The organism is Kitasatospora sp. MAA19 (assembly GCF_029894125.1).
Classification (GTDB): Bacteria; Actinomycetota; Actinomycetes; order Streptomycetales; family Streptomycetaceae; genus Kitasatospora.
In genome coordinates this window covers 150,118-172,113 of record NZ_JARXYZ010000010.1, presented here as the reverse complement: position 1 = coordinate 172,113, position 21,996 = coordinate 150,118, and the positions used below count along the sequence as shown (strand labels likewise).

Genomic DNA, 21,996 nt, shown 5'->3' with positions numbered 1-21,996 from the left:
GGGAGGTGTAGCGAATATGTCCGCCGGAGATCGCGAGGCCACCGACCGCGAGGCCACCGACCGCGAGGCCGTCGACCAGCAGGCCGTCGATCACGAGCTCGTCGAGGCCGCCCGGGCGGTGGCCCGGCGCTACACCCGCGCCGACAACCACACCGTCGCGGCCGCCGGACGCAACGCCGACGGGCGGATCGTCACGGCCGTGAACGTCTACCACTTCACCGGCGGTCCGTGCGCGGAGCTCGTCCTCATCGGCGCGGCCGCCGGCCAGGGCGCGTACGACCTCACCACGGTCGTCGCGGTCGCCGACCAGGGCCGAGGCGTCGTACCGCCGTGCGGGCGCTGCCGACAGGTGCTCCTCGACTACTTCCCGGACGCCAGGATCATCGTCCAGCGGGGACCGGAGCTGCTCGCCCTGCCCGTCCTCGACCTGCTCCCCGAGGCCTACGTCTGGGCCGAGCACCTGGACGGTTAGGGGTTGTCCGGCGACCAGAACGGACGGGTCCTCCGCCGTCCACGCCGCCTGCGTCCGCGGACCGCGCCTGAACAGCCGTTCGCAGGTCGTTCGGCTGCGCAGGCGCGGCTCAAGGGGTTAGCGTGCTGGCGACGTGTCGTAGTGATCGCCAACCGAGGGGGCGCATTGTCGAACGATCTGCTCATGGCCAAGCTCAATCACGGCTTCGACCACCTCGACGCCGACGGTGACGGATTCCTCACCGAACGGGACCACGTCCTCATGGGCCACGCGGTCGCCCGCTCGCTCGGCCACCAGGAGGGCTCGGAGGCCGAGGCCGTCATCGTCCGCGCCTACCTGACGATCTGGCACGACCTGCACCTCGCCCTTCTGCCCGCCGGCACCGAGACGATCACCCGCGAACAGTTCGTCCGGTCGACCGGTTCGCTCGCCGACGATCCCGAGGCCGCGCAGACCAGCATCGGCGCACTCGCGGCCGCCTTCCTCGCCATCGCCGACACCGACCGCAGCGGAACGGTCGACGCCGGCGAGTTCTTCGTCTTCCAGCGCGGCCACTTCGCCGGACTCTCCCGCGACGACGCCGACGAGGCCTTCCGCCACCTCGACCGCGACGGCGACGGCACCCTCTCCGCGACCGAGTTCATCAGCGCGATCATGGAGTACTGGACCAGCCGCGACCCCGACGCCCCCGGCAACTGGTGGACGGGCACGCCCCCGCACGCCCTCTGACACCCGCCGGCCCCCAGCCGACACCCGCCAAGGCACAGCCGCCGCCCGGCGGCCGGGCCGGGCGCAGTGGGTATCCCGGAGGGGGCGCGAGGACGTACCGTGGGCGCTCCCCCAGCCAGGAGGTGGCGCCCGTGCCCGAGGAGTTCCTGCCGTTCTTCGTCTACGGCACCCTGCGCAGCGGCGGCCGCAACCATGCCGCCCACCTGACCGGGCGCTGCGCCGACATCCGGCCGGCCGTGCTGGACGGCGCCGCGCTGCACGACGGGCCCGGGTACCCGTACGCGGTGCCGGATGCGACGCCCGGGCGCCGGATCGTGGGTGAGCTGATCACCGTTCGCCCGGGCGCGTACGCCGGGGCGCTCGCGGCGCTGGACCGGCTGGAGGACTGCCGGGCGGACGGGACGGGTCTGTACGTACGACGACGGTTGCCGGTTCGGACGGCGGCGGGCGAGGTCCGGGAGGCGTGGGTGTACCTCGCCGGGCCGGCCGCTGCGAACCGACTGCGGGAGCATCCGGCGGTGATCGAGTCGGGGGACTGGGCGGACAGGTGACGGATCACGGCTGACAGATGACAACCGACAACTTTCAGATTTCAGATTTCAAAATCTGTTAGCTGTCATCTGTTATCTGTTACCCGTCGGCTGCCGCCGCTCGCCACCGCTCCCCGCCTCCCGGCCCCCTCCGGCCGACCGTCGGCCTCATACCGCCAGGTAGGCTGCCCCGGCCGCCTGCTTTCCGCCTCACGGCCCGCCGAACAACAAGGAGCCACCCGGTGCCCGAGCTGCCACTCCCGATCACCGTCGTCGGGATCGGGGCCGACGGCTGGCCCGGCCTCTCCGCCATCGGCCAAGCCGCGCTGCGGGCGGCCGAGGTGGTCGTCGGCGGCCCCCGGCAGCTGGCTCTCCTCCCCCGCGACGAGGTCACCGCCGAGCGCATCCCGTGGCCGTCCCCGCTGCGCCCGGCCGTCCCAGGGCTGCTCACGGCACACGCCGACCGCCGGGTGGCCGTCCTGGCCAGCGGCGACCCGATGTTCTACGGCATCGGCCGCACCCTCGCCGAGACGGTCGGCGCCGAGCGGCTGCACGTCCTGCCGCACCCCTCCTCAATCTCCTACGCCTGCGCCCGACTCGGCTGGCCGCTGGAGGCCACCGAGGTGGTCAGCCTGGTCGGCCGCCCGCTGGACACCCTCGCCCCGGCCCTCCACCCCGGCCGCCGTCTTCTCGTGCTCAGCGCCGATGCCGCGACGCCGGCCGCCGTCGCCGCACTACTCGCCGCACGCGGCTTCGGCACCGCCCGTCTGCGGGTGCTCGAACAGCTCGGCGGCCCGGCCGAGCGGCAGCTCGACGGCCCGGCCGACGGCTGGCCACACCCGCCCGGCGACCCACTGAACGTCATCGCGGTCGAGCTGGGCGACGGCCCGCGTGGCTCGCTCGTCCCCGGCCTGCCCGACGCCGCGTACGAGAGCGACGGTCAGCTCACCAAGCGGCACGTCCGCGCCGCCACCCTCGCCACCCTCGCCCCCTCCCCCGGCGAACTGCTCTGGGACGTCGGCGGCGGATCCGGTTCGATCGCCGTCGAGTGGCTGCGCGCCCACCGCGACTGCCAGGCCGTCAGCATCGAGCGCGACCCGGTCCGGGCCGAGCGGATCACCCGCAACGCCGCCTCGCTGGGCGTGCCGCGGCTGCGTGTGGTGACCGGCCCCGCCCCCGCCGCACTCGCCGAACTCCCGACCCCTGACGCGGTGTTCATCGGTGGCGGCCTCACCGCGCCCGGCCTGCTGGACAGTTGCTGGGCGGCCCTGCGACCGGGCGGCCGGCTGGTCGCCAACACCGTGACGCTGGAGTCCGAGGCGCTGCTCACCGAGTGGTACCGGCGCCACGGCGGCGAGTTGCTGCGGCTCGCCGTCGCGCACGCCGTCCCGGTGGGCGGCTTCACCGGGTGGCGGCAGGCCATGCCGGTCACCCAGTGGTCCGCCGTCAAGCCCAACACCCCCCAGGAGGACGCCTCGTGACCGTCTACTTCATCGGAGCCGGCCCGGGCGCCGCCGACCTGATCACCCTGCGCGGCCAGCGCATCCTGGCCCGCGCCGAGGTCTGCCTCTACGCCGGCAGCCTGGTGCCGCGCGAACTCCTCGCCGAGTGCCCGCCGGGCGCCCGCCTCATCGACACCGCGCAGCTCAACCTGGACCAGATCATCGCTGAGCTGGTCCGCGCGCACCAGGCCGGACAGGACGTGGCCCGACTGCACTCCGGCGACCCGTCCGTCTTCTCCGCCGTCGCCGAGCAGATGCGTCGCCTCGACGCGGCAGGCGTGCCGTACGAGGTCGTCCCCGGCGTGCCCGCCTTCGCCGCCGCGGCGGCCGCGCTCAAGCGGGAGTTGACGGTGCCGACCGTCGGCCAGACCGTCATCCTCACCCGGATCGCCAAGCGCGCAACCCCGATGCCCGAGGGCGAGGACCTGGCCACCCTCGGCCGCAGCGGCGCCCTGCTCGTGCTGCACCTGGCCGCCGGGTACGTGGACGACGTCGTCGAGCAACTGCTCCCCCACTACGGCGCCGACTGCCCCGCCGCCGTCGTCGCGATGGCCAGCCGGCCGGACGAGTTGGTGCTGCGCGGCACCCTCGCCGACATCGCGGAGCAGCTCAAGGCGTCGGGCGTGGTCCGCACCGCGGTCATCATCGTCGGACGGACGCTGGCCGCCGAGCAGTTCCGTGACAGCCACCTCTACTCGGCGGAGCGCGAACGCCCGCACGAGCCCTGCGGAGCGTGATGGCGGCCGTGCCGAGACACGTCCTGATCCTGGGCGGGACGACGGAGGGCCGGGCGCTGGCCGCCGCGCTCGTCGAGCTGCCGTCCCTGCGGGTCACCAGCTCACTGGCCGGCCGGGTCGCCCAACCCCGGTTGCCCGCCGGAGAGGTGAGGATCGGCGGCTTCGGCGGTCCGGACGGGCTGAGCGCCTGGCTGCGCGGCGAACGGGTGGACGCCGTCGTGGACGCCACCCACCCGTTCGCCGCCGGGATGTCCCGCAACGCGGCGCTCGCGGCCGCCACCGCCGAGGTGCCGCTGCTGGCACTGCGGCGGCCCGGCTGGACGCAGGTCCCCGGGGACCGCTGGCACCCCGTCCCCTCGCTCGCCGCGGCCGCCGAGGTCCTGCCCGGCCTCGGGCGGCGGGTCTTCCTCACCACCGGACGGCAGGGCATCGCCACCTTCGCCCACCTCGACGAACTGCACTTCCTCGCCCGCTCGGTGGACCCGCCCGAGCCGCCGCTGCCGTCCGCGCTCGAAGTCCTGCTGGACCGGGGCCCGTTCACGTTCGACGGTGAGCGGGCGCTGCTGCGCGAGCACCGGATCGACGTCCTGGTGACCAAGGACAGCGGCGGCGCCGCGACCGCGCCCAAGCTCACCGCCGCCCGCGAACTCGGGCTGCCGGTGGTCGTCGTGGAGCGCCCACCGCTGCCGGACGGCGTGCCGGTGGCCCCGGACGTACCCGGCGCGGTGCGGTGGCTGGAGCGCCTGCGCCAGCCCGGGCCGACCGGTCCGACTCGTCCACCTCATCCCACCGTGTGAAATCACCGCGCGAATTCGCCGCCGCATCGGCAGGATGGGCCGATGACAGACGATCACCGCACCACGGCCCTGCGCACCGCCGACGAACGGGCCACCCTGGCCAGCTTCCTCGACTACCAGCGCGACACCCTCGCGCTGAAGTGCGCCGGCCTCACCGCCGATCAGCTCCGCACCCGCGCCCTCGAACCCTCCGGACTCTCCCTGCTCGGCCTGGTCCGCCACCTCGCCGAGGTGGAACGCAGCTGGTTCCGCAACGTCCTCGGCAACGAGGGCCGGCCCGGCTTCTGGAAGCACCCCGACGGCTCCTTCGCCGAGTTCGACACCGACACCGCCGACCCGGACGAGGCCTTCACGGTCTGGCGCCGCGAGTGCGACCACGCCCGGGAACTCGTCGCCGCCGCCGACTCGCTGGACGTCCTGGGCCACTACGGCGAGGAGGTCTACTCGCTGCGCTGGATCCTCACCCACATGATCGAGGAGTACGCCCGCCACAACGGCCACGCCGACCTCCTGCGCGAACACCTCGACGGCACCACCGGCGAATAGCCCCGGCAAGCGGCAGCGGGGAACGAGTTGCCGGCCGGCCTCGGAGGGTGCGGCCGGCCGGCGGGCCGGGTCGCTGTCAGATGTCGCGGAAGGTCTCGATCTGGGCGCCGATGGAGTTGAGGCGCTCGGCGAGGTCCTCGTAGCCGCGGTTGATGACGTAGACGTTGCGCAGGACGGAGGTGCCCTGGGCGGCGAGCATGGCCAGGAGGATGACGACCGCGGGGCGGAGGGCCGGCGGGCACATCATCTCGGCGGCGCGCCAGCGGGTGGGGCCCTGGACCAGGACGCGGTGCGGGTCGAGGAGCTTGACGTCGGCGCCGAGACGGGTCAGCTCGGTGAGGTAGATGGCGCGGTTGTCGTAGACCCAGTCGTGGATCATCGTGGTGCCGTGGGCGGCCGCGGCGATGGCGGCGAAGAACGGCACGTTGTCGATGTTGATGCCGGGGAACGGCATCGGGTGGATGGTGTCGATCGGAGCGGTCAGCTTCGACGGACGCACGGTGAGGTCAACCAGGCGGGTGTGACCGTTGTGGGCCCGGTACTCGGGGGTGCGGTCGTAGTCGAGGCCCATGCCCTCCAGCACCGCGAGTTCGATCTCCAGGAACTCGATCGGCACCCGGCGGATCGTCAGCTCGGAGGAGGTGACGACGGCGGCGGCGAGCAGGCTCATGGCCTCCACCGGGTCCTCGGCCGGCGTGTAGTCGACGTCGCAGGTGATCTCGGGGACGCCGTGGACGGTGAGGGTGGTGGTGCCGACGCCCTCGATCCGCACGCCCAGCTTCTCCAGGAAGAAGCAGAGGTCCTGGACCATGTAGTTGGGCGAGGCGTTGCGGATGACGCTCACGCCGTCGTGCCGGGCGGCGGCCAGCAGGGCGTTCTCGGTGACGGTGTCCCCGCGCTCGGTCAGCACGATCGGGCGGTCCAGCGGGGTGCCCGGCTCGACCGAGGCATGGTAGGCACCGCCGGTGGTGGCGACCTCCAGGCCGAAGCGGCGCAGCGCCGTCAGGTGCGGCTCGACGGTGCGGGTGCCGAGGTCGCAGCCGCCCGCGTACGGAATGGCGAAGCGGTTGGCCCGGTGCATCAGCGGGCCGAGGAACATCAGCACGCTGCGGGTGCGGCGGGCCGCCTCGACGTCCATCGCGGCGAGGTCGAGCTCGGCGGGCGGGGTGAGTTCGAGGTCGCGGCCCTCGTTGGTCCAGCGGCTCTTGACGCCGATGCTGGTGAGGACCTCGAGGATGCGGTAGACCTCCTCGATCCGGGCGACGCTGCGCAGGGTGGTGCGACCGGTGGTCAGCAGCGAGGCGCAGAGGATCGCGACGCACGCGTTCTTGCTGCTGCGGACGTCGATGGCGCCGGAGAGTCGGGTACCGCCGGCGACCCGCAGGTGCATCGGGCCGGAGTAGCCGAGGGAGACGATCTCGCTGTCGAGGGCTTCGCCGATGCGGGCAATCATCTCAAGGCTGACGTTCTGCTTGCCCTGCTCGATGCGGTTGACCGCGCTCTGGCTGGTGCCGAGGGCCTCGCCGAGCTGCGCTTGGGACCAGCCGCGGTGCTGGCGCGCGGTACGGATGAGGGTGCCGATACGGGTGAGGTAGTCGCCTGTCACTCGCCAGACCATATCTCATGGTTGAGATGACGAGAGAATCAAGGGTGAGCATGACGATCCTTTTGTCCGTTTCTCACCCCGTATAGACGTCAGATCTTCACATCACCAGGCGATGTTGTCGGGATTCTGTGACAGTGTCACGGCCCGAGCGGCTCCGCCCGGCCGACGATGGTGCCCGCGCGGTCGATGCAGATCACGTCCACCGCCACCGGCGATCCGACCAGCACGCCGAGCGCCGTCGCCCGCGCCGCCGCGGCGACCAGATCGCCCAGCGGCACCCCGGCCGCCCGGCACAACTGCACCGCCTCCAGCCCGGTGTTGGCCGCGGCCACCGCCTCCGCCAACGCCCCGTCCGCCCCGCCGAGCCGCGCCAGTTCGGCCAGGTACCCCTTGTCCACCTGGGAGCGCGCCGAGTGCAGGTCCAGGTGGCCGGCGGCGAGCTTGGACAGCTTGGCGAAGCCGCCCGCGATGGTCAGCCGGGGCACCGGATGGCGCTTGAGGTACTTGAGGACCGCGCCGGCGAAGTCGCCCATGTCCAGCAGCGCGTCCTCGGGCAGCCCGTGCACGGCGACCGCGACCTTCTCGGAGGTCGAACCGGTGCAGCCGGCCACGTGGGTGCGCCCCGCCGCGCGGGCCACGTCCACGCCGCGGCGGATGGAGTCGATCCAGGCGGAGCAGGAGTAGGGGACGACGATGCCGGTGGTGCCGAGGATGGACAGGCCGCCGAGGATGCCGAGCCGGGGGTTCCAGGTGGAACGGGCGATCTCCTCGCCGTGGTCCACGGAGATCTCCACCACCACGTCCCCGCTGCAGCCGTGCGCGGCGGCCACCTCGGCCACGGCGTCGCGGATCATCTGCCGGGGCACCGGGTTGATCGCGGGCTCGCCGACGGGCAGTGGCAGGCCCGCCTTGGTGACCGTCCCCACCCCCGGGCCGGCCCGGAACACCACGCCGGTGCCGGGCTCGCCAGCCCGGACCGTCGAGCGGATCAGCGCGCCGTGGGTGACGTCCGGGTCGTCGCCGGCGTCCTTGACCACGGCGGCCATGGCGCTCGCCCGCCCGGACGGGCCGGCGGTGCGGTCCCGCGTGGTGAGGTCTTCGGCGGTCAGGTCGTTCGCAGCCGGGCCGCTCGTGGCCGGGCCGTTCACGGCCAGGTCGTTCACGGCCAGGTCGTTCACGGCCAGGTCGTTCACGGCCAGGTGCTCGGCGGCGAGGGCGAAGGCGGGTTGCTGGCCCTTGGGGAGGGTGATGGTCACCGGGTCCGGGAACTCGCCGGTGAGCAGCGCGGTGTACGCGGCTTTGGTGGCGGCGGTGGCACAGGCGCCCGTCGTCCAGCCGTGCCGCAGGCCGCTGCTCTTGAGCTGGCCAGCCCGGCCTCCGGCCTCGGCTCCCGGTCCAGCTGCCGCTTCGACTCCGGCTCCGGCTGCCGTTCCGGCTTCCGCTTTGGCCACCTGCGTCTCGCTTCCGGCTCGGTAGGGGTGCTGCGGCATCGACCGCCGGTACGGATTTTCCCCCATTCGCCTGGCCGGGCTCCGGCCGGGGCGGTGGGAGCGGGCCCTGCGGCCCGGTGCGCGAGCTGTGCAGAGGCCACCGCCCCGCGTTCCCGAAGAGTTCTCCGCACCGGGCTCGCACCCCACGCCTACCCGCGAGTAATCTGGCGGTCCGCCAGAGAGCGGGTTCATGACACGGGGTCCGGTGGCCGGGTTGTCCGGCCGGGCCATCAGCATGTGGGGGTTTTTGTGGCAGGGATGAATCGGCGTACGTTTCTGACGGGTACGTCGGTGGCCGCCGCCTGGGCGGCCTTGTCGCTGGGCGGCGCGCAGTTCGCCTCGGCGGCGGAACGTGAGCGCGCGCTGGCGGCCACCGCCGCGCGGGCGGTCAAGGTCACCGGCACCACGCTCGACCAGGTGGCCACGCCCGTCGGCGCCGGCGCGTACAAGCGGCTGACGGCGGGGCCGGGCTGGCCGCTGGTGGTGCGCGGCGACCTGGCGGCGCCGGGCACCGGGCGGGACGACCGCCGGACCGGGCTGGCCAGCTTCGTCCAGTTCAGCGACCTGCACCTGGTGGACACCGAGTCCCCGGTGCGCTTCGAGTACCTGGCCCGGTTCAACGGCAGCGCGTACCGGCCGCAGGAGGCCCTGAACGCCCGCGGTGTCTCGGCCCTCGTCGAGCGCGTCAACTCGCTCGACGGCGGCCCGTACACCGGGATGCCGTTCAGCATGGTGATGGCCACCGGCGACAACACCGACAACCACGAGCAGGTCGAACTCGACTGGTACCTCACCGTCATGGGCGGCGGACGGCTCGCCCAGAACACCGGTGACCCCAACCGCTACGAAGGCGTGCAGAATTCGGGCAACGCGGCCTACTGGAACCCCGAACTCTCCTACAGTGACGGCTACAAGGCGAAGGGCTTCCCGCAGATACCGGGCTTCCTCGGCGCCGCCGGCCGCCCGTTCGACGCGCCGGGCCTGCACACGCCCTGGTACACGACGGTCGGCAACCACGATGACAGCCTTGAGGGTTCGCTGCCGGACCTCGGTCTGCTGAACGACCTCTACACCGGCCAGTACAAGCTGGAGGGCTGCAACGACGCGGACGCGGCCCAGCTGATGGACTCGCTGCGCCGCGACCCGGCCGGCGCCGCGCTGCTGCTCGCCAAGCTCCTCGCGAGCGGCGATGCGGTGCGCCGGATCACCCCGGACGAGCGCCGACGGCCGTTCACGCTCAAGGAGTTCGCCAAGGCCCACCTGGACCCTGCGCACACCGGCGCGGGCCCGTACGGGCACGGCTTCACCTCGGACATGGTGGGCAGCGGCAAGCTCTACTACTCCTTCCGCATCTCGGAGAAGGTGGTCGGCATCAGCCTGGACACCACCAACCAGGCCGGGTTCGCGGACGGTTCGCTGGGCACCGCGCAACTGCACTGGCTGGAGCAGCAGTTGAAGGCGCACAGCGGGCACTGGTACGACACCGACGGGCGCAGGGTGGCGGGCGGCAGCACGGACGAGGTGATCCTGCTGTTCAGCCACCACACCAGCACCACGATGGGCAACCTGCTGCCCGACCCGCGCAACATCTTCGAGAAGCGACACGACGGCAACGAGCTGGTGGCGCTGCTCCAGCGCTACCCGAACGTCGTCGCGTGGGTGAATGGGCACACCCACATGAACAAGATCACGGCGCACGGCCACGCGGTGCCGGAGCGGGCGTTCTGGGAGATCAACACCGCCTCGCACATCGACTACCCGCAGCACGGGCGCATCATCGAGATCGCGGACAACGGGGACGGCACGCTCTCCCTGTTCACGACGCTGATCGAGTCCTCCGCGCCGTACGACACGGACTTCGCCGGCACCTCGGACGCCAACCTGGCCGCGCTGTACCGCGAGCTGTCGTACAACGACCCGAACGGCCGGCCGACGGCACTGCTGGGCGCGGGTGAGGACCACAACACGGAGCTGCTGATCACCAAGCCGACCCGGTGACGGGGGCGGGCTGCGGCTGACGGCGAACAGAAAACAGATGACAGCTAACAGATGATGAAATCTGTTAGCTGTCATCTGTTCGCCGTCGGCCATCAGCCGTCGGCCGTCACGCCTCCGGGTAACGCCGCGGCGTCCAGACGACCTGCACGCCGCCGCCCCGCTCGACCGCCTGGGTCTGCGAGGAGCCGACCAGCAGGATCGTCCGCATGTCGACCACCGCCGGATCCAGCTCGCCCAGCCGGACGATCCGGACGCGTTCGGTCGGCCCGCCCACATCGCGCGCCATCACCACGGGCGTCTGCGGCGCGCGGTACTCCAGCAGCAGGTCCCGGGCGAGGGCGACCTGCGTGGTGCGCGACTTCGAACCCGGGTTGTAGAGCGCGAGCACCAGGTCCGCCTCGGCCGCCGCGCGCAGCCTGCGGGCCACCACGTCCCAGGGCTTGAGCCGGTCCGACAGCGACACCACCGCGTAGTCGTGCCCGAGCGGGGCACCGGCCCGGGAGGCGGCCGCGTGCGCCGCCGTCATCCCTGGGACGATCCGCACCGGGACGTCCCGGTAGGCCTCCTCGCAGGCGACCTCCAGCACGGCGGTGGCCATCGCGAAGACGCCCGGGTCGCCCGAGGACACCACCGCGACCTTGTGCCCGCGCCGGGCCAGTTCAAGGGCGTACTCGGCGCGCTCCGACTCCACCTTGTTGTCCGAGCCGTGCCGCCGCTGCCCCGGCCGCTCGGGCACCCGGTCCAGGTAGGTGGTGTAGCCGACCAGGTCGGTCGCCTCGGCCAGGGCGCCGCGCGCCTCCGGGGTGAGCCAGAGCGGCCCGGCCGGCCCGGTGCCGACGACGGTCACGGCGCCCGCGCCGTCCGCCGGCCGGTCCAGCGGTTCCAGCGGTTCCAGCGGTTCCAGCGGCGCGACCTTGCTCGGCAGCACCGCGACCGAGAAGTACGGGACGCTGTCGCCCTCGACCTCCGCGAGCGGCGCGATGCGCTCCCCGTCCATGAACGCGCGCTCGACGTACTGCGCGTCGTCGAGCCGCCCGGCCCGCTCCAGCGCCCGCCGGACGACCGGGAAGGTGCGCCCCAGCTTCATGATCACGGCGGAGTCGGCGGCGGCGATCCGCGCCGTCAGCTCCTCCTCGGGCAGCGTGCCCGGGATGACGGTGAGCGTCTCCTCGGCCTCGGTCAGCGGCTGCCCGAGCCGGGCGGCCGCGGCGCTGACGGAGGTCACGCCCGGCACCACCTCGGTCGGGTACCGGTGCGCGAGCCGCTTGTGCATGTGCTGGTACGAGCCGTAGAACAGCGGGTCGCCCTCGGCGAGGACCACGACGTCGCGCCCGGCGTCCAGGTGGGCGGCCAGCCGGGCAGCGGCCTCCTCGTAGAAGTCGTCCAGCGCGCCCCGGTAGCCGCCCGGGTGGTCGGTGGTCTCGACCGTGATCGGGTAGACCAGCTTCTCCTCGATCTGACCACCCGTCAGATACCGCTCGGCGATCGAGCGCGCGATGGACCGGCCGTGCCGGGCGCTGTGGTACGCCACCACGTCGGCCTTGCCGATGAGTTCGGCCGCGCGGACGGTCACCAGCGACGGGTCCCCCGGGCCGAGCCCGACGCCGTAGAGCCGCCCGGCACCGGAGATTTGAAGATCCGTCACTCTTCTTCGCTCGCAATCGCGTTGACGGCAGCAGCGGCGATCGCGCTGCCACCGCGCCGGCCGCGCACCACCAGGTGCTCCAGGCCGGACGGGTGCTCGGCCAGGGCCTGCTTGGACTCCGCGGCACCGATGAAACCGACCGGTACGCCGATCACCGCGGCCGGGCGCGGCGCGCCCGCCTCGATCATCTCCAACAGCCGGAACAGCGAGGTCGGCGCGTTGCCGACGGCCACCACCGCGCCCTCCAGCCGGGGCAGCCACAGCTCCATGGCGGCGGCACTGCGGGTGTTGCCCATCTTCCGGGCGAGCTCCGGCACGGACGGGTCGGTGAGGGTGCAGACGACCTCGTTGTCGGCGGGCAGCCGCTTGCGGGTGACGCCGCTCGCCACCATGTTGACGTCGCAGAGGATCGGCGCCCCGGCCCGCAGCGCCGCCCGCGCGGAGGCGACCACGCCGGGCGAGTACACCAGGTCCTCGACCAGGTCGACCATCCCGCAGGCGTGGATCATCCGCACCGCGACCTGGGAGACGTCCGCCGGGAGGGCGGCCAGATCGGCCTCCGCACGGATGGTGGCAAAGGACTGGCGGTAGATGGACGCGCCGTCCTTCTCGTACTCGATCACTTCGTGGTCCTCCTGGCCTCGGCGACCGCCTCGGCCATCTCCTCGTTCGTCACGTCCACGGCCACCCGGGCGGCCACCGGACCGTTCACCGTCACCCGGTAGCCCTGCCCGACGGCGAGCACGTCCACCCACCGCCCGGCCGGATGACCGCAGCGTCGTTCACACCCCGACCAGTGCACCGGCAGGCCGACGGCAGGCCGGCCCCCGGTGGAGGCCGCCGCATCGAGCGCCCGCGCCGCGTCCGACCGGACGTCGGCCAGCGACTTGGCGCACCCCGGCAGTCCGGTGCAGGCGGTGGCCCGCTCCCAGGGCGAGCCGGGCGCGGTACGGAACCCGGCCGCCGCCAGTGCGGGCAGCCGGTCGGCCGGCGCCCCGGGCAGGACCGCGCCGCGCCAGGGCGTCAGCCGGACCTCCCCGGCGCAGGCGCCTGCGAGCTCCCGCCACTGCGCGGCGGTGGCCCGGCCGAAGCGCATGCCCACCGAGAGCCCGCCTGTCGTGGCACCGCCCATCGCCGAACCGTCCGTCGCGGCACCGTCCGTCGCCGAACCGTCCGTCGCGGCACCGCCCATCGCCAAACCGTCCGTCGCCGAACCGTCCGCTCCGGCGCCAGCCGCCAGAAAACCCGCCGCCCGGGCACCGCCCGTCACCACGCCGACCGCGGGCGCCGCCCCGGCGAAGGCGGGCAGCGGCACCGAACCGGCCGGCAGCAGATCGGGCGCCTCGCGCAGGTGCCAGGCCTTGCGCCCGCCCGCCCGCAGCGCGTCCAGGAAGGCCCGGGCCGCGTCCAGTGCGGCCGTCACCACCTGCCCCGCGGGCACCGGGCGCCCGTAGGCCGCCCGCCCGAGGCGCAGCAGCGCGGCCCCGTCCGAGCCTGCGATCAATGTCACATCGGCGTCGAGCGCGGCGACATCGCCCCGCCCGTCGTCCAGCGCGAACAGGAACTTGCCGGAGAGTCCGGCCGCCCAGTCGCTCGCACACAGCCGCGCGTCCAGCTCCCGCACCCAGGTCTGCACGTCGGCGAAGCCGTACGCGTCGAGCCCGGCGAGCGGCGAGGCGACGATGTTGCGCACCCGCTCGTGGGTGTCCGAGGGCAGCAGGCCGACGGCGCGCAGCCGTTCGGCGAGTTCCGCCCCGCAGTGCGAAGCCAGGCCGCGGAGTTGGACGTTGCCGCGGGAGGTGGTCTCCAGTTCGCCGTCACCGAGCGCCTCGGCGGCGTCGGCCAGCGCCAGTACCTGACGGACCGTCAGCAGGCCGCCGGGCAGGCGGACCCGGGCCAGGGCGCCGTCGTCGGCCGCATGTAGACGAAGGGCCCCTGGGCAGGCGTCCGCGCGCCCCCGGTCGGGCACCGCGGCGCCCGGCGCGGTGGCGTCGGGTGTCGGTGGCATGGCCGCGAGCATACAGATGATCGGATCGATTGCCTCCGTCCGCTGCCTCACACCCCGGGCGCTCCGAGCGGCCTCCTCGGGATCACCCTCCCCCAGGTCAGCCGCACCCCGTACGATGCTGGCGGACGGTCCCCGCGGACCGTGCACACGCCAGCGACGGCGCAGGGGAGGAAACCGGTGCAAGCCCGGTGCGGTCCCGCCACTGTGACCGCGGTTCACCGGGAGACCGGACGGCCGCGGGAGCCAGGAACTCCTGCCGTCCTCCACCGGCCCGGGGCGCGGACCCCGAGGAAGGCTTGAAGAGCATTGCGCTGTCGCATGCCCGCGCCCGTTTCCCGTACGGGCGCCCGGCACCCGTGCGCCTCCGGGCGCTCGCACCCGCCGTCCTCGTACCCCCGGTCCTCGTACCGGCCGTCGACGCCGCACCCTCCGTCGACGCCCCGCCCCAGCCCGGCGACCGGGCGGTGCCCCGACGTCTCGGCGCCCGCTCCTTCGTCAGTCGCCAGTCACCCGCCAGTCGCTAGTCACTCGTCACTTTCAACGCCGGCGCGCCCTTCGGCTCGGGGCGGCTCCGAGGCCGGGAGGGCCTTCGCATGATCCTGCTGCTGTCGACGTCCGACACCGACCTGCTCAGCGCCCGCGCCGCCGAGGGCCCGGTCCGCTACCGGCTCGGCAACCCTGCCCGGCTCACCCCCGCGGACCTGCCCGCCCTGGTGGAGGGCACCGACCTCGTCGTGGTCCGCCTGCTCGGCGGCCGCCGCGCCTGGCAGGAGGGCCTGGACGCCCTGCTGGCCGGCCCCCGCCCGGTGGTCGTACTGACCGGTGAGCAGGCCCCCGACGCCCAGCTGATGGAGCTGTCCACCGTCCCGGCCGGCATCGCCGCCGAGGCGCACGCCTACCTCGCCCACGGCGGCGCCGCCAACCTCGCCGAGCTGGCCGCCTTCCTCTCCGACACCGTGCTGCTGACCGGCCACGGTTTCGCCCCGCCCGCCTCCGCCCCGGCCTGGGGCCCGCTGGAGCGCGAAGCCCGTACGCAGGCCGGTCCGACGGTCGCGGTGCTCTACTACCGCGCCCACCACATGAGCGGCAACACCGCCTTCGTGGAGACGCTCTGCCGGGCGATCGAGGACCAGGGCGCGCAGGCCAGGGCCTACTACTGCGCCTCGCTGCGCGGCGCCGAGCCCGAACTGCTGGCCGCGCTCGGCGAGGCCGACGCGATCGTCACCACCGTGCTCGCCGCCGGCGGCACCCGCCCCGCCGACGCGCAGGCCGGCGGCGACGAGGAGGCCTGGGACGCGGGCGCGCTCGCCGCGCTGGACCGGCCGATCCTGCAGGCGCTCTGCCTGACCTGGTCGCGCGCCCAGTGGGAGGCCAGCGACGACGGCCTGTCCCCGCTGGACACCGCCACCCAGATCGCGGTGCCGGAGTTCGACGGCCGGCTGATCAGCGTCCCGTTCTCCTTCAAGGAGCTGGACGAGGACGGCCTCACCGTCTACGCCGCCGACCCGGAGCGCGCCGCCCGGGTGGCCGGCACCGCCGTCAAGCACGCCCGGCTGCGGCACATCCCGGCCACCGAGCGCCGCCTCGCGCTCGTGCTGTCCGCGTACCCGACCAAGCACGCCCGGGTCGGCAACGCCGTCGGCCTGGACACCCCGGCCAGCGCGATGCGGCTGCTGCACCGGCTGCGCGCGGAGGGCATGGACCTGGGCGACCAGCTGCCCGGCCTTGACCACACCCCGCTAGACCGGGCCGCGGCGACGGACGGCCACGACCGGACCACGGCGACGGACGGCGACGACCAGGCCGCGGAGACGGACGGCCACCCCCAGGCCACGCGGGCGGACGCCCACGAGGGCGACGCCCTCATCCACGCCCTGATCGCGGCGGGCGGCTACGACCAGGACTGGCTCACCGAGGACCAGCTGGCCCGCAACCCGGTGCGCATCCCCGCCGCCGACTACCGCCGCTGGTACGCCACGCTGCCCCAGGCGCTGCGCGAGCGGGTCGAGGAGCACTGGGGCCCGGCCCCCGGCGAGCTGTACGTCGACCGCTCGCAGAACCCGGACGGCGACATCGTGCTGGCCGCGATCCGCTCCGGGAACCTGCTTGTCCTCATCCAGCCGCCGCGCGGCTTCGGCGAGAACCCGGTCGCCATCTACCACGACCCCGACCTGCCGCCGAGCCACCACTACCTGGCTGCCTACCGCTGGATCGAGGCCACGCAGGCCGACGGCGGCTTCGGCGCGCACGCCGTCATCCACCTCGGCAAGCACGGCAACCTGGAGTGGCTGCCCGGCAAGACCGCGGCGCTGTCCGCCGAGTGCGGCCCGGACGCCGTCCTCGGCGACCTGCCGCTGGTCTACCCGTTCCTGGTCAACGACCCGGGCGAGGGCACCCAGGCCAAGCGCCGCGCCCACGCCACCCTCGTCGACCACCTCGTCCCGCCGATGGCCCGGGCCGACTCCTACGGCGACATCGCCCGCCTGGAACAGCTGCTGGACGAGCACTCCAACATCGCCGCGATGGACCCGGCCAAGCTGCCCGCGATCCGCGCCCAGATCTGGACCCTCATCCAGGCCGCCAAGCTGGACCACGACCTCGGCCTGGACGAGCGCCCCGAGGACGACGGCTTCGACGACTTCCTGCTGCACGTCGACGGCTGGCTCTGCGAGATCAAGGACGCCCAGATCCGCGACGGCCTGCACGTCCTCGGGCAGGCGCCGGCCGGCACCGACCGGGTCAACATCGTGCTCGCCATCCTGCGCGCCCGCCAGATCTGGGGTGGCGTCAGCGCACTGCCCGGTCTGCGCGAGGCGCTCGGGCTGGACGAGGCCGCGCTCTCCCTCGGCGCCACCGACGCCGCCGAGGCGCAGGCCCGCGCCCTGGTCGAGGCCATGGAGGCGCAGGACTGGGCGGTCGAGGCGGTGGAGAAGGTCGCCGCCGGACTGCCGGAGGCCGTCCACGAGGTGCTGACCTTCGCCGCCACCCAGGTGGTGCCGCGGCTGGCGGCCACCACCGACGAGCTGGACGCCGTGCTGCACGCGCTGCGCGGCGGCTTCGTCCCGGCCGGGCCGTCCGGCTCGCCGCTGCGCGGCCTGGTCAACGTGCTGCCGACCGGCCGCAACTTCTACTCCGTCGACCCGAAGGCCGTCCCCAGCAAGCTCGCCTGGGAGACCGGCCAGGCACTCGCCGCCTCGCTGGTCGAGCGGTACACCGCCGACAACGACGGCGCCTACCCGCCCTCGGTCGGGCTGTCGCTGTGGGGCACCAGCGCGATGCGCACCGCCGGCGACGACATCGCCGAGGCCTTCGCCCTGCTCGGCGTCCGCCCGGTCTGGGACGACGCCTCGCGCCGGGTCACCGGCCTGGAGGCGATCACCCTGGAGGAGCTGGGCCGCCCGCGCATCGACGTGACGCTGCGCATCTCCGGTTTCTTCCGCGACGCCTTCCCGCACGTGGTCGCCCTGCTGGACGACGCGGTGCGCCTGGCCGCCGCCCAGGAGGAGCCCGCGGAGCAGAACTTCGTGCGCGCCCACGTCCAGGCCGACCTCGCGGTGCACGGCGACGAGCGCAAGGCCACCGTCCGCGTCTTCGGCTCCCGCCCGGGCACCTACGGGGCCGGCCTGCTCCAGCTGATCGACAGCCGGGACTGGCGCACCGATGCCGACCTGGCCGAGGTGTACACGGTCTGGGGCGGCTACGCCTACGGACGCGGGCTGGACGGGCGGCCGGCCCGCGAGGAGATGGAGACCGCGTACAAGCGGATCACCGTCGCCGCGAAGAACACCGACACCCGCGAGCACGACATCGCCGACTCGGACGACTACTTCCAGTACCACGGCGGCATGGTGGCCACCGTCCGGGCGCTCACCGGCAAGGCGCCGACCGCCTACATCGGCGACTCGACCCGGCCGGAGACCGTCCGCACCCGGACGCTGACCGAGGAGGCCGCCCGTGTCTTCCGCGCCCGGGTGGTCAACCCGCGCTGGATCGAGGCGATGCGCCGGCACGGCTACAAGGGCGCGTTCGAGATGGCCGCGACCGTGGACTACCTCTTCGGCTACGACGCCACCACCGGCGTGGTCGCGGACTGGATGTACGAGAAGCTGACCCAGGAGTACGTGCTCGACCCGGTCAACCGGGAGTTCCTGGCCGGCGCCAACCCGTGGGCGCTGCACGGGATCAGCGAGCGACTGCTGGAGGCGGCGAGCCGGGGGCTGTGGGAGCGGCCCGACCCGGAGCTGATCGCGCAGCTGCAGGCCGCGTTCCTGGAGACCGAGGGGGACCTGGAGGGCGGCGAGGGCTGAGTCACGGGAGTGGCCACCAGTGTTCCTGTACGCCGTTCGGGTGGCATGAACACTGGTGGCGTAGTCCATCCAAGCGGACAATACGGGGCATGCCCCGCCGCCTCGCCCTCACCAGCCCCGCCCGGCGCACGCCGCACCCCGAGCGCCGTGCCGACCCGCAGGCACACCGGCACCCGCCGGTGACCTCGCCCTCGCGTCGGGGCCGGCATCCGCACCTCCATCCGCATCCACATCCGCACCCACAGCCGCACCCACACCGCTACCGCGCGCGGTTCGGCGCGCTGGCGGCCGGGGCGGTACCGGTGCTCGCCTTCCCGGCGCCGGGGCAGGCCTGGCTGGCGTGGGTCGCGCTCGTCCCCGGACTGCTGCTGATGCAGCGCGCGCCCGGCGGGCGGGAGGCGGCGGTGCGCGGGTGGTGGTTCGGGGCGGGCTTCATCCTGACCGCGATGTACTGGCTGGTCCCGTCCATCGGGCCGGGGCTGCCGGTGCTCGCGGTGCTGTTCGGGGCGCTGCAGGGCGGCGTCGGCTACGCCGTCCACCGACTGCTGCACCCGCCGCTGACCACCCGTGGGGCGGCGCTCGCGCTGGTCGTCGTCCCGGCGGTCTGGGTGACCACCGAGTACGCGCGGTCCTGGCCCGCGCTCGGCGGGCCGTGGGCACTGCTCGGCGCCACCCAGTGGCAGCACCCGGCGATCCTCGCACTGGCCTCGGCCGGCGGGATCTGGCTGGTCAGCGCGGCGGTCGTGGCCGCCAACACCGGGGTGCTGATCGCCCTGACCGCCGTGCACTGGCGGCCGCGCGCCCTCGCGGCGCTGGCCACCGTCCTGGTGCTGGCCGCCGGCCCGCTGCTGTTCGCGCTGCGCGAGGCCCCCGCCCGGGCCGGGGCGGTCACCGTCGCGCTGGTCCAGCCCGGCATCGTGGAGGACCCGCAGGCCCGGTTCGAGGCCAGCGCCCGGGCCACCGCCGCACTCGGCGGGCGGCCGGTGGACCTGGTCGTCTGGGGCGAGAGCAGCAGCACCGCCGACCTCGACCACGACCCGGCCGCACTCGACCGGCTACGCGCGCTCGCCGCCGCGACCGGTGCGCAGATCATCGCCGGGGAGGACGCGCGCAAGGCGGACGGGCGGATCTCCAAGGACGCGGTGCTGGTCTCCCCGGCGGGCGTGGTGGACCGCTACCGCAAGATCCGGCTGGTGCCCTTCGGTGAGTACATCCCGCTGCGGCCGGTGCTCGGCTGGATCGCCGGCGTCAGCCGGGCGGCCGGCGAGAACCGGGCGCCGGGCACCGCCTTCCACGTCCTGCCGGCCGTCGACCGGGCGGGCGCGCCGCTGCCGGTCGGCGCGCTGATCTGCTTCGAGTCGGCCTTCCCCGACATGGCCCGCACCGCCGCGCGGGACGGCGCCCGGGTGCTCGTCTACCAGTCCTCGACCTCGACCTTCCAGCACACCTGGGCGCCCGAACAGCACGTCTCACTGGCGGCCATCCGGGCCACCGAGACCGGCCGGCCGGCCGTGCAGGCCTCACTGACCGGGGTCTCGGCGGCCTTCGACGCGCAGGGCCGGGAGCTCGCCCGGCTCGGCACCGACGGCACCGGCGCGCTGACCGTCCGGCTGCCGCTCACCGACGCCGGAACGATGACCTGGTACGACCGGATCGGCGACGTGGTGCCGGCTGGCGCGCTGCTGGTCACGGCGGGGGCGGCGGTGGCGGGGTGGCGATCCGCCCGGGGGCTGCGCCGACGGGCGCCGGCTTCCGCTCAGCCGTCATCCCAGTCCCCGGCGCAGCCCCCGTCCCAGCCCTCGGCGCAGCCCCCGTCCCAGCCCTCGGCGCAGCCCTCGTCCCAGTCCTCGGCTCACCCTTCGGCGCCGGCCAAGTAGACGCCGAACGCGGCGCCCTGCGCGTCGCGCAGTACGGCGATCCGCGGGCCGTCCGGCACGTCGGTGGCCGGCATCAGCACGTCGGCGCCCAGCGCGGCGGCCCGGGCGACGGTGGTGTCGACGTCGGCCACCGAGAAGTACGGCAGCCAGTGCGGCGGCACCTGCGGCGGGAAACGGTCGTCCATCGCCAGCATGCCGCCGAAGTCCTCGCCGTTCAGGCCCCACTGGGTGTACTGCTCGGACGGGCTGACGGACCAGCCGAAGACCGTCGGGTAGAAGACGGTCGACCCGGCAGGGTCACGGGTGAGCAGTTCCACCCAGCCGAGCGATCCCGGCTCGTTGAACACCCCTGCGCCCTGGAACGCGCGGGCCTGCCAGAGGGTGAAGACCGCCCTCGACTGGTCCGCGACCACCGCGAAGCGGCCGAGGTCGAACACGTCGGTGGGCCCCATCAGCACGGTGCCGCCGGCGCCCTTGATCTTCGTGACAGTGGCGTCGGCGTCGATGACGGCGAAGGCGACCGTCCAGGCGATGGGCTGCTGCGGCCCGGCCAGCGAGGTGACGGCGGCGGCCGGGGCATCGCCGAGGAACATCTGGGTGTAGCCGCCGGCCTCGGGGCGTACGCCGTTGTCCGCGCGCCAGCCGAACAGCTCGCTGTAGAAGGCCTCGGCGGCGGCGGGGTCGGAGGTGCCCAGCTCGACCCAGCAAGGGCCGTTGGTGGTCACGGAGGTCTGCTTCATGGCTGTTCTTCCCTTGGTTTTCTACGGCTCTCGGTTCGCTGCGATCGACCGTCAAGTGTCTTTTGCATCAGGCGACTTCAAGGACGACCTTGCCGCGGGCGTGGCCGGACTCGACGAGGGCGAGCGCCTCGGCGACGTGGGCCAGCGGGTAGCGGGCGGTGATGTGCGGGTCCAACTCGCCGGCCGCGACCAGGGCCGCCAGCGCCGCGAGGGTCTCGGGCGTCGTCGAGCGGGTGACGTAGCGGCCGCCGAGTTCGGCCGCGGTGGCCTGGTCGGCGGTGCTGACCAGCTCCGCGCGGTCCTTGAGCGCGTGGACGGCGGCCCGCAGGGCGTCGCCGCCCACCAGGTCGAGGATGCCGTCGACGCCGCCGGGCGCCGCGGCCGTGATCCGTTCGGCGACGCCGTCCCCGTAGCGGATCTGCACCGCGCCGAGGGACTCCACATACGCACGGCCGGTGTCGCTCGCGGTGCCGAGGACGGTCAGGCCGCGGCTGCGGGCGATCTGGGCGGCCGCACTGCCGACGCCGCCGGCGATGCCGAGGATCAGCAGCGTCCGGCCGGCGCCGAGGCCTAGGTCCCGGATGGCGTCGTCCGCGGTGGCGACCGAGACGGACAGCGTGGCGGCCTGGTCGAAGCCGACGCCCTCGGGCTTGAGCGCGCTCGACCCGGCGCTGAGCAGCGTTTGTTCCGCGAAGGCGCCGGCGGCCGTGATGCCGAACACCTCGTCGCCCGGGGTGAAGTCGGCGACCCCCGGGCCGACCTGCTGCACCACGCCGGAGGCCTCCTGGCCCATGACGGCGGGGAGTTCGCGCCGCCGGCCGAGCAGGCCGCGGCGGATCTTCCAGTCCACCGGGTTCACCCCGGCCGCGCGGACCGCGATCGCCAGTTGTCCCGGGCCGGGCTCCAGCGCCGGACGGTCCAGGAAGTCCTGTGTCTCTGGCCCGCCGTAGTCGACGAAGCCGAACGCCTTGGCCATCGGTGATCCCACTCCTCGCATCGGCAGCCCCTCCCC

At 73.9% G+C, this 21,996-nt stretch carries 17 protein-coding genes and 1 riboswitch; of the genes, 10 read left to right on the top strand and 7 right to left on the bottom strand.

Translation table 11 applies throughout. From position 1 onward, the window contains the following. The first annotated feature begins 16 nt into the window (after positions 1-16). From P3T27_RS17975 to P3T27_RS17945, 7 genes are all read left to right on the top strand, one after another. Positions 17-472, top strand: coding sequence for a cytidine deaminase (locus P3T27_RS17975; RefSeq protein ID WP_280679594.1), 456 nt, complete (start codon positions 17-19; stop codon positions 470-472). A 183-nt stretch (positions 473-655) separates the two neighbouring features. Next, the gene (locus P3T27_RS17970; RefSeq protein WP_280679592.1) at positions 656-1,201 is read left to right on the top strand and encodes an EF-hand domain-containing protein; all 546 of its coding nucleotides are present in this window, start codon (positions 656-658) and stop codon (positions 1,199-1,201) included. Positions 1,202-1,332: 131 nt separating this feature from the next. Then, positions 1,333-1,752: a gamma-glutamylcyclotransferase gene (locus P3T27_RS17965; protein ID WP_280679590.1), complete on the top strand. Its 420-nt coding sequence runs from the start codon at positions 1,333-1,335 to the stop codon at positions 1,750-1,752. 221 nt (positions 1,753-1,973) lie between these two features. Further along, complete coding sequence (cbiE, locus tag P3T27_RS17960) at positions 1,974-3,212, top strand: precorrin-6y C5,15-methyltransferase (decarboxylating) subunit CbiE (RefSeq protein WP_280679588.1); 1,239 nt, start codon at positions 1,974-1,976, stop codon at positions 3,210-3,212. After that, complete coding sequence (cobM, locus tag P3T27_RS17955; RefSeq protein WP_280679586.1) at positions 3,209-3,970, top strand: precorrin-4 C(11)-methyltransferase; 762 nt, start codon at positions 3,209-3,211, stop codon at positions 3,968-3,970. Before cbiE ends, cobM begins: the two co-directional genes overlap by 4 nt. Next, entirely contained in the window at positions 3,970-4,767 is a 798-nt protein-coding gene (locus P3T27_RS17950; RefSeq protein ID WP_280679584.1) for a cobalt-precorrin-6A reductase, read from the top strand. The genes cobM and P3T27_RS17950 overlap by 1 nt, the downstream gene beginning before the upstream one ends. A 42-nt stretch (positions 4,768-4,809) precedes the next feature. Further along, a complete protein-coding gene (locus tag P3T27_RS17945; protein ID WP_280679582.1) occupies positions 4,810-5,313 on the top strand; it encodes a DinB family protein in 504 nt (167 codons plus the stop codon). A 76-nt stretch (positions 5,314-5,389) separates the two neighbouring features. Here the strand turns inward: P3T27_RS17945 and P3T27_RS17940 are convergent, their stop codons facing one another. Together P3T27_RS17940 and P3T27_RS17935 are read right to left on the bottom strand one after the other, a co-directional pair. Next, positions 5,390-6,919 (bottom strand): UDP-N-acetylglucosamine 1-carboxyvinyltransferase, encoded by a 1,530-nt coding sequence (locus P3T27_RS17940; protein ID WP_280679580.1) that lies wholly within the window; start codon positions 6,917-6,919, stop codon positions 5,390-5,392. A 137-nt stretch (positions 6,920-7,056) separates the two neighbouring features. Beyond that, positions 7,057-8,265: a cobalt-precorrin-5B (C(1))-methyltransferase gene (locus P3T27_RS17935; protein ID WP_280679751.1), complete on the bottom strand. Its 1,209-nt coding sequence runs from the start codon at positions 8,263-8,265 to the stop codon at positions 7,057-7,059. Between the two features lie 402 nt (positions 8,266-8,667). Here P3T27_RS17935 and P3T27_RS17930 point away from each other — a divergent pair, with 402 nt between their 5' ends. Beyond that, positions 8,668-10,407 carry a TIGR03767 family metallophosphoesterase gene (locus P3T27_RS17930; protein WP_280679578.1) on the top strand — a complete coding sequence of 580 codons (1,740 nt, stop codon included), beginning with the start codon at positions 8,668-8,670 and terminating at the stop codon, positions 10,405-10,407. Positions 10,408-10,513: 106 nt separating this feature from the next. On the opposite strand, the gene P3T27_RS17925 is transcribed toward P3T27_RS17930, so the two are convergent. The 3 genes from P3T27_RS17925 to P3T27_RS17915 are packed head-to-tail and all read right to left on the bottom strand — an operon-like array spanning position 10,514 to position 14,060. Then, positions 10,514-12,052, bottom strand: a complete 1,539-nt coding sequence (locus P3T27_RS17925; RefSeq protein WP_280679576.1) for a precorrin-2 C(20)-methyltransferase — start codon at positions 12,050-12,052, stop codon at positions 10,514-10,516. Continuing rightward, positions 12,049-12,675 (bottom strand): precorrin-8X methylmutase, encoded by a 627-nt coding sequence (locus P3T27_RS17920; RefSeq protein ID WP_063350072.1) that lies wholly within the window; start codon positions 12,673-12,675, stop codon positions 12,049-12,051. The genes P3T27_RS17925 and P3T27_RS17920 overlap by 4 nt, the downstream gene beginning before the upstream one ends. Continuing rightward, the gene (locus P3T27_RS17915) at positions 12,672-14,060 is read right to left on the bottom strand and encodes a cobalamin biosynthesis protein CobG (protein WP_280679573.1); all 1,389 of its coding nucleotides are present in this window, start codon (positions 14,058-14,060) and stop codon (positions 12,672-12,674) included. Before P3T27_RS17915 ends, P3T27_RS17920 begins: the two co-directional genes overlap by 4 nt. A gap of 167 nt (positions 14,061-14,227) precedes the next feature. Then, a riboswitch (cobalamin riboswitch) is annotated at positions 14,228-14,313 on the top strand. A gap of 340 nt (positions 14,314-14,653) precedes the next feature. Between P3T27_RS17915 and cobN the strand changes: the two genes are divergently transcribed. Further along, complete coding sequence (cobN, locus tag P3T27_RS17910) at positions 14,654-18,367, top strand: cobaltochelatase subunit CobN (protein WP_280679571.1); 3,714 nt, start codon at positions 14,654-14,656, stop codon at positions 18,365-18,367. Between the two features lie 89 nt (positions 18,368-18,456). Further along, positions 18,457-20,244: an apolipoprotein N-acyltransferase gene (gene lnt, locus P3T27_RS17905; RefSeq protein WP_280679569.1), complete on the top strand. Its 1,788-nt coding sequence runs from the start codon at positions 18,457-18,459 to the stop codon at positions 20,242-20,244. Here the strand turns inward: lnt and P3T27_RS17900 are convergent. Both P3T27_RS17900 and P3T27_RS17895 read right to left on the bottom strand, forming a co-directional pair. After that, the gene (locus tag P3T27_RS17900) at positions 20,220-20,984 is read right to left on the bottom strand and encodes a VOC family protein (RefSeq protein ID WP_280679567.1); all 765 of its coding nucleotides are present in this window, start codon (positions 20,982-20,984) and stop codon (positions 20,220-20,222) included. The two genes, lnt and P3T27_RS17900, sit on opposite strands and share 25 nt — an antisense overlap. 67 nt (positions 20,985-21,051) lie before the next feature. Then, positions 21,052-21,960 (bottom strand): NADP-dependent oxidoreductase, encoded by a 909-nt coding sequence (locus tag P3T27_RS17895; protein WP_280679565.1) that lies wholly within the window; start codon positions 21,958-21,960, stop codon positions 21,052-21,054. Positions 21,961-21,996: the final 36 nt, after the last annotated feature.

Excerpts from the sequence above, each read along its gene's own strand:
- P3T27_RS17975 (WP_280679594.1), top strand. The coding sequence starts at position 17 with ATGTCCGCCGGAGATCGCGAGGCCACCGACCGCGAGGCCACCGACCGC.
- P3T27_RS17970 (WP_280679592.1), top strand. The coding sequence starts at position 656 with ATGGCCAAGCTCAATCACGGCTTCGACCACCTCGACGCCGACGGTGAC.
- P3T27_RS17950 (WP_280679584.1), top strand. The coding sequence starts at position 3,970 with ATGGCGGCCGTGCCGAGACACGTCCTGATCCTGGGCGGGACGACGGAG.
- P3T27_RS17945 (WP_280679582.1), top strand. The coding sequence starts at position 4,810 with ATGACAGACGATCACCGCACCACGGCCCTGCGCACCGCCGACGAACGG.
- P3T27_RS17930 (WP_280679578.1), top strand. The coding sequence starts at position 8,668 with ATGAATCGGCGTACGTTTCTGACGGGTACGTCGGTGGCCGCCGCCTGG.
- P3T27_RS17915 (WP_280679573.1), bottom strand. The coding sequence starts at position 14,060 with ATGCCACCGACACCCGACGCCACCGCGCCGGGCGCCGCGGTGCCCGAC.
- cobN (WP_280679571.1), top strand. The coding sequence starts at position 14,654 with ATGATCCTGCTGCTGTCGACGTCCGACACCGACCTGCTCAGCGCCCGC.
- lnt (WP_280679569.1), top strand. The coding sequence starts at position 18,457 with ATGCCCCGCCGCCTCGCCCTCACCAGCCCCGCCCGGCGCACGCCGCAC.
- P3T27_RS17900 (WP_280679567.1), bottom strand. The coding sequence starts at position 20,984 with ATGAAGCAGACCTCCGTGACCACCAACGGCCCTTGCTGGGTCGAGCTG.
- P3T27_RS17895 (WP_280679565.1), bottom strand. The coding sequence starts at position 21,960 with ATGGCCAAGGCGTTCGGCTTCGTCGACTACGGCGGGCCAGAGACACAG.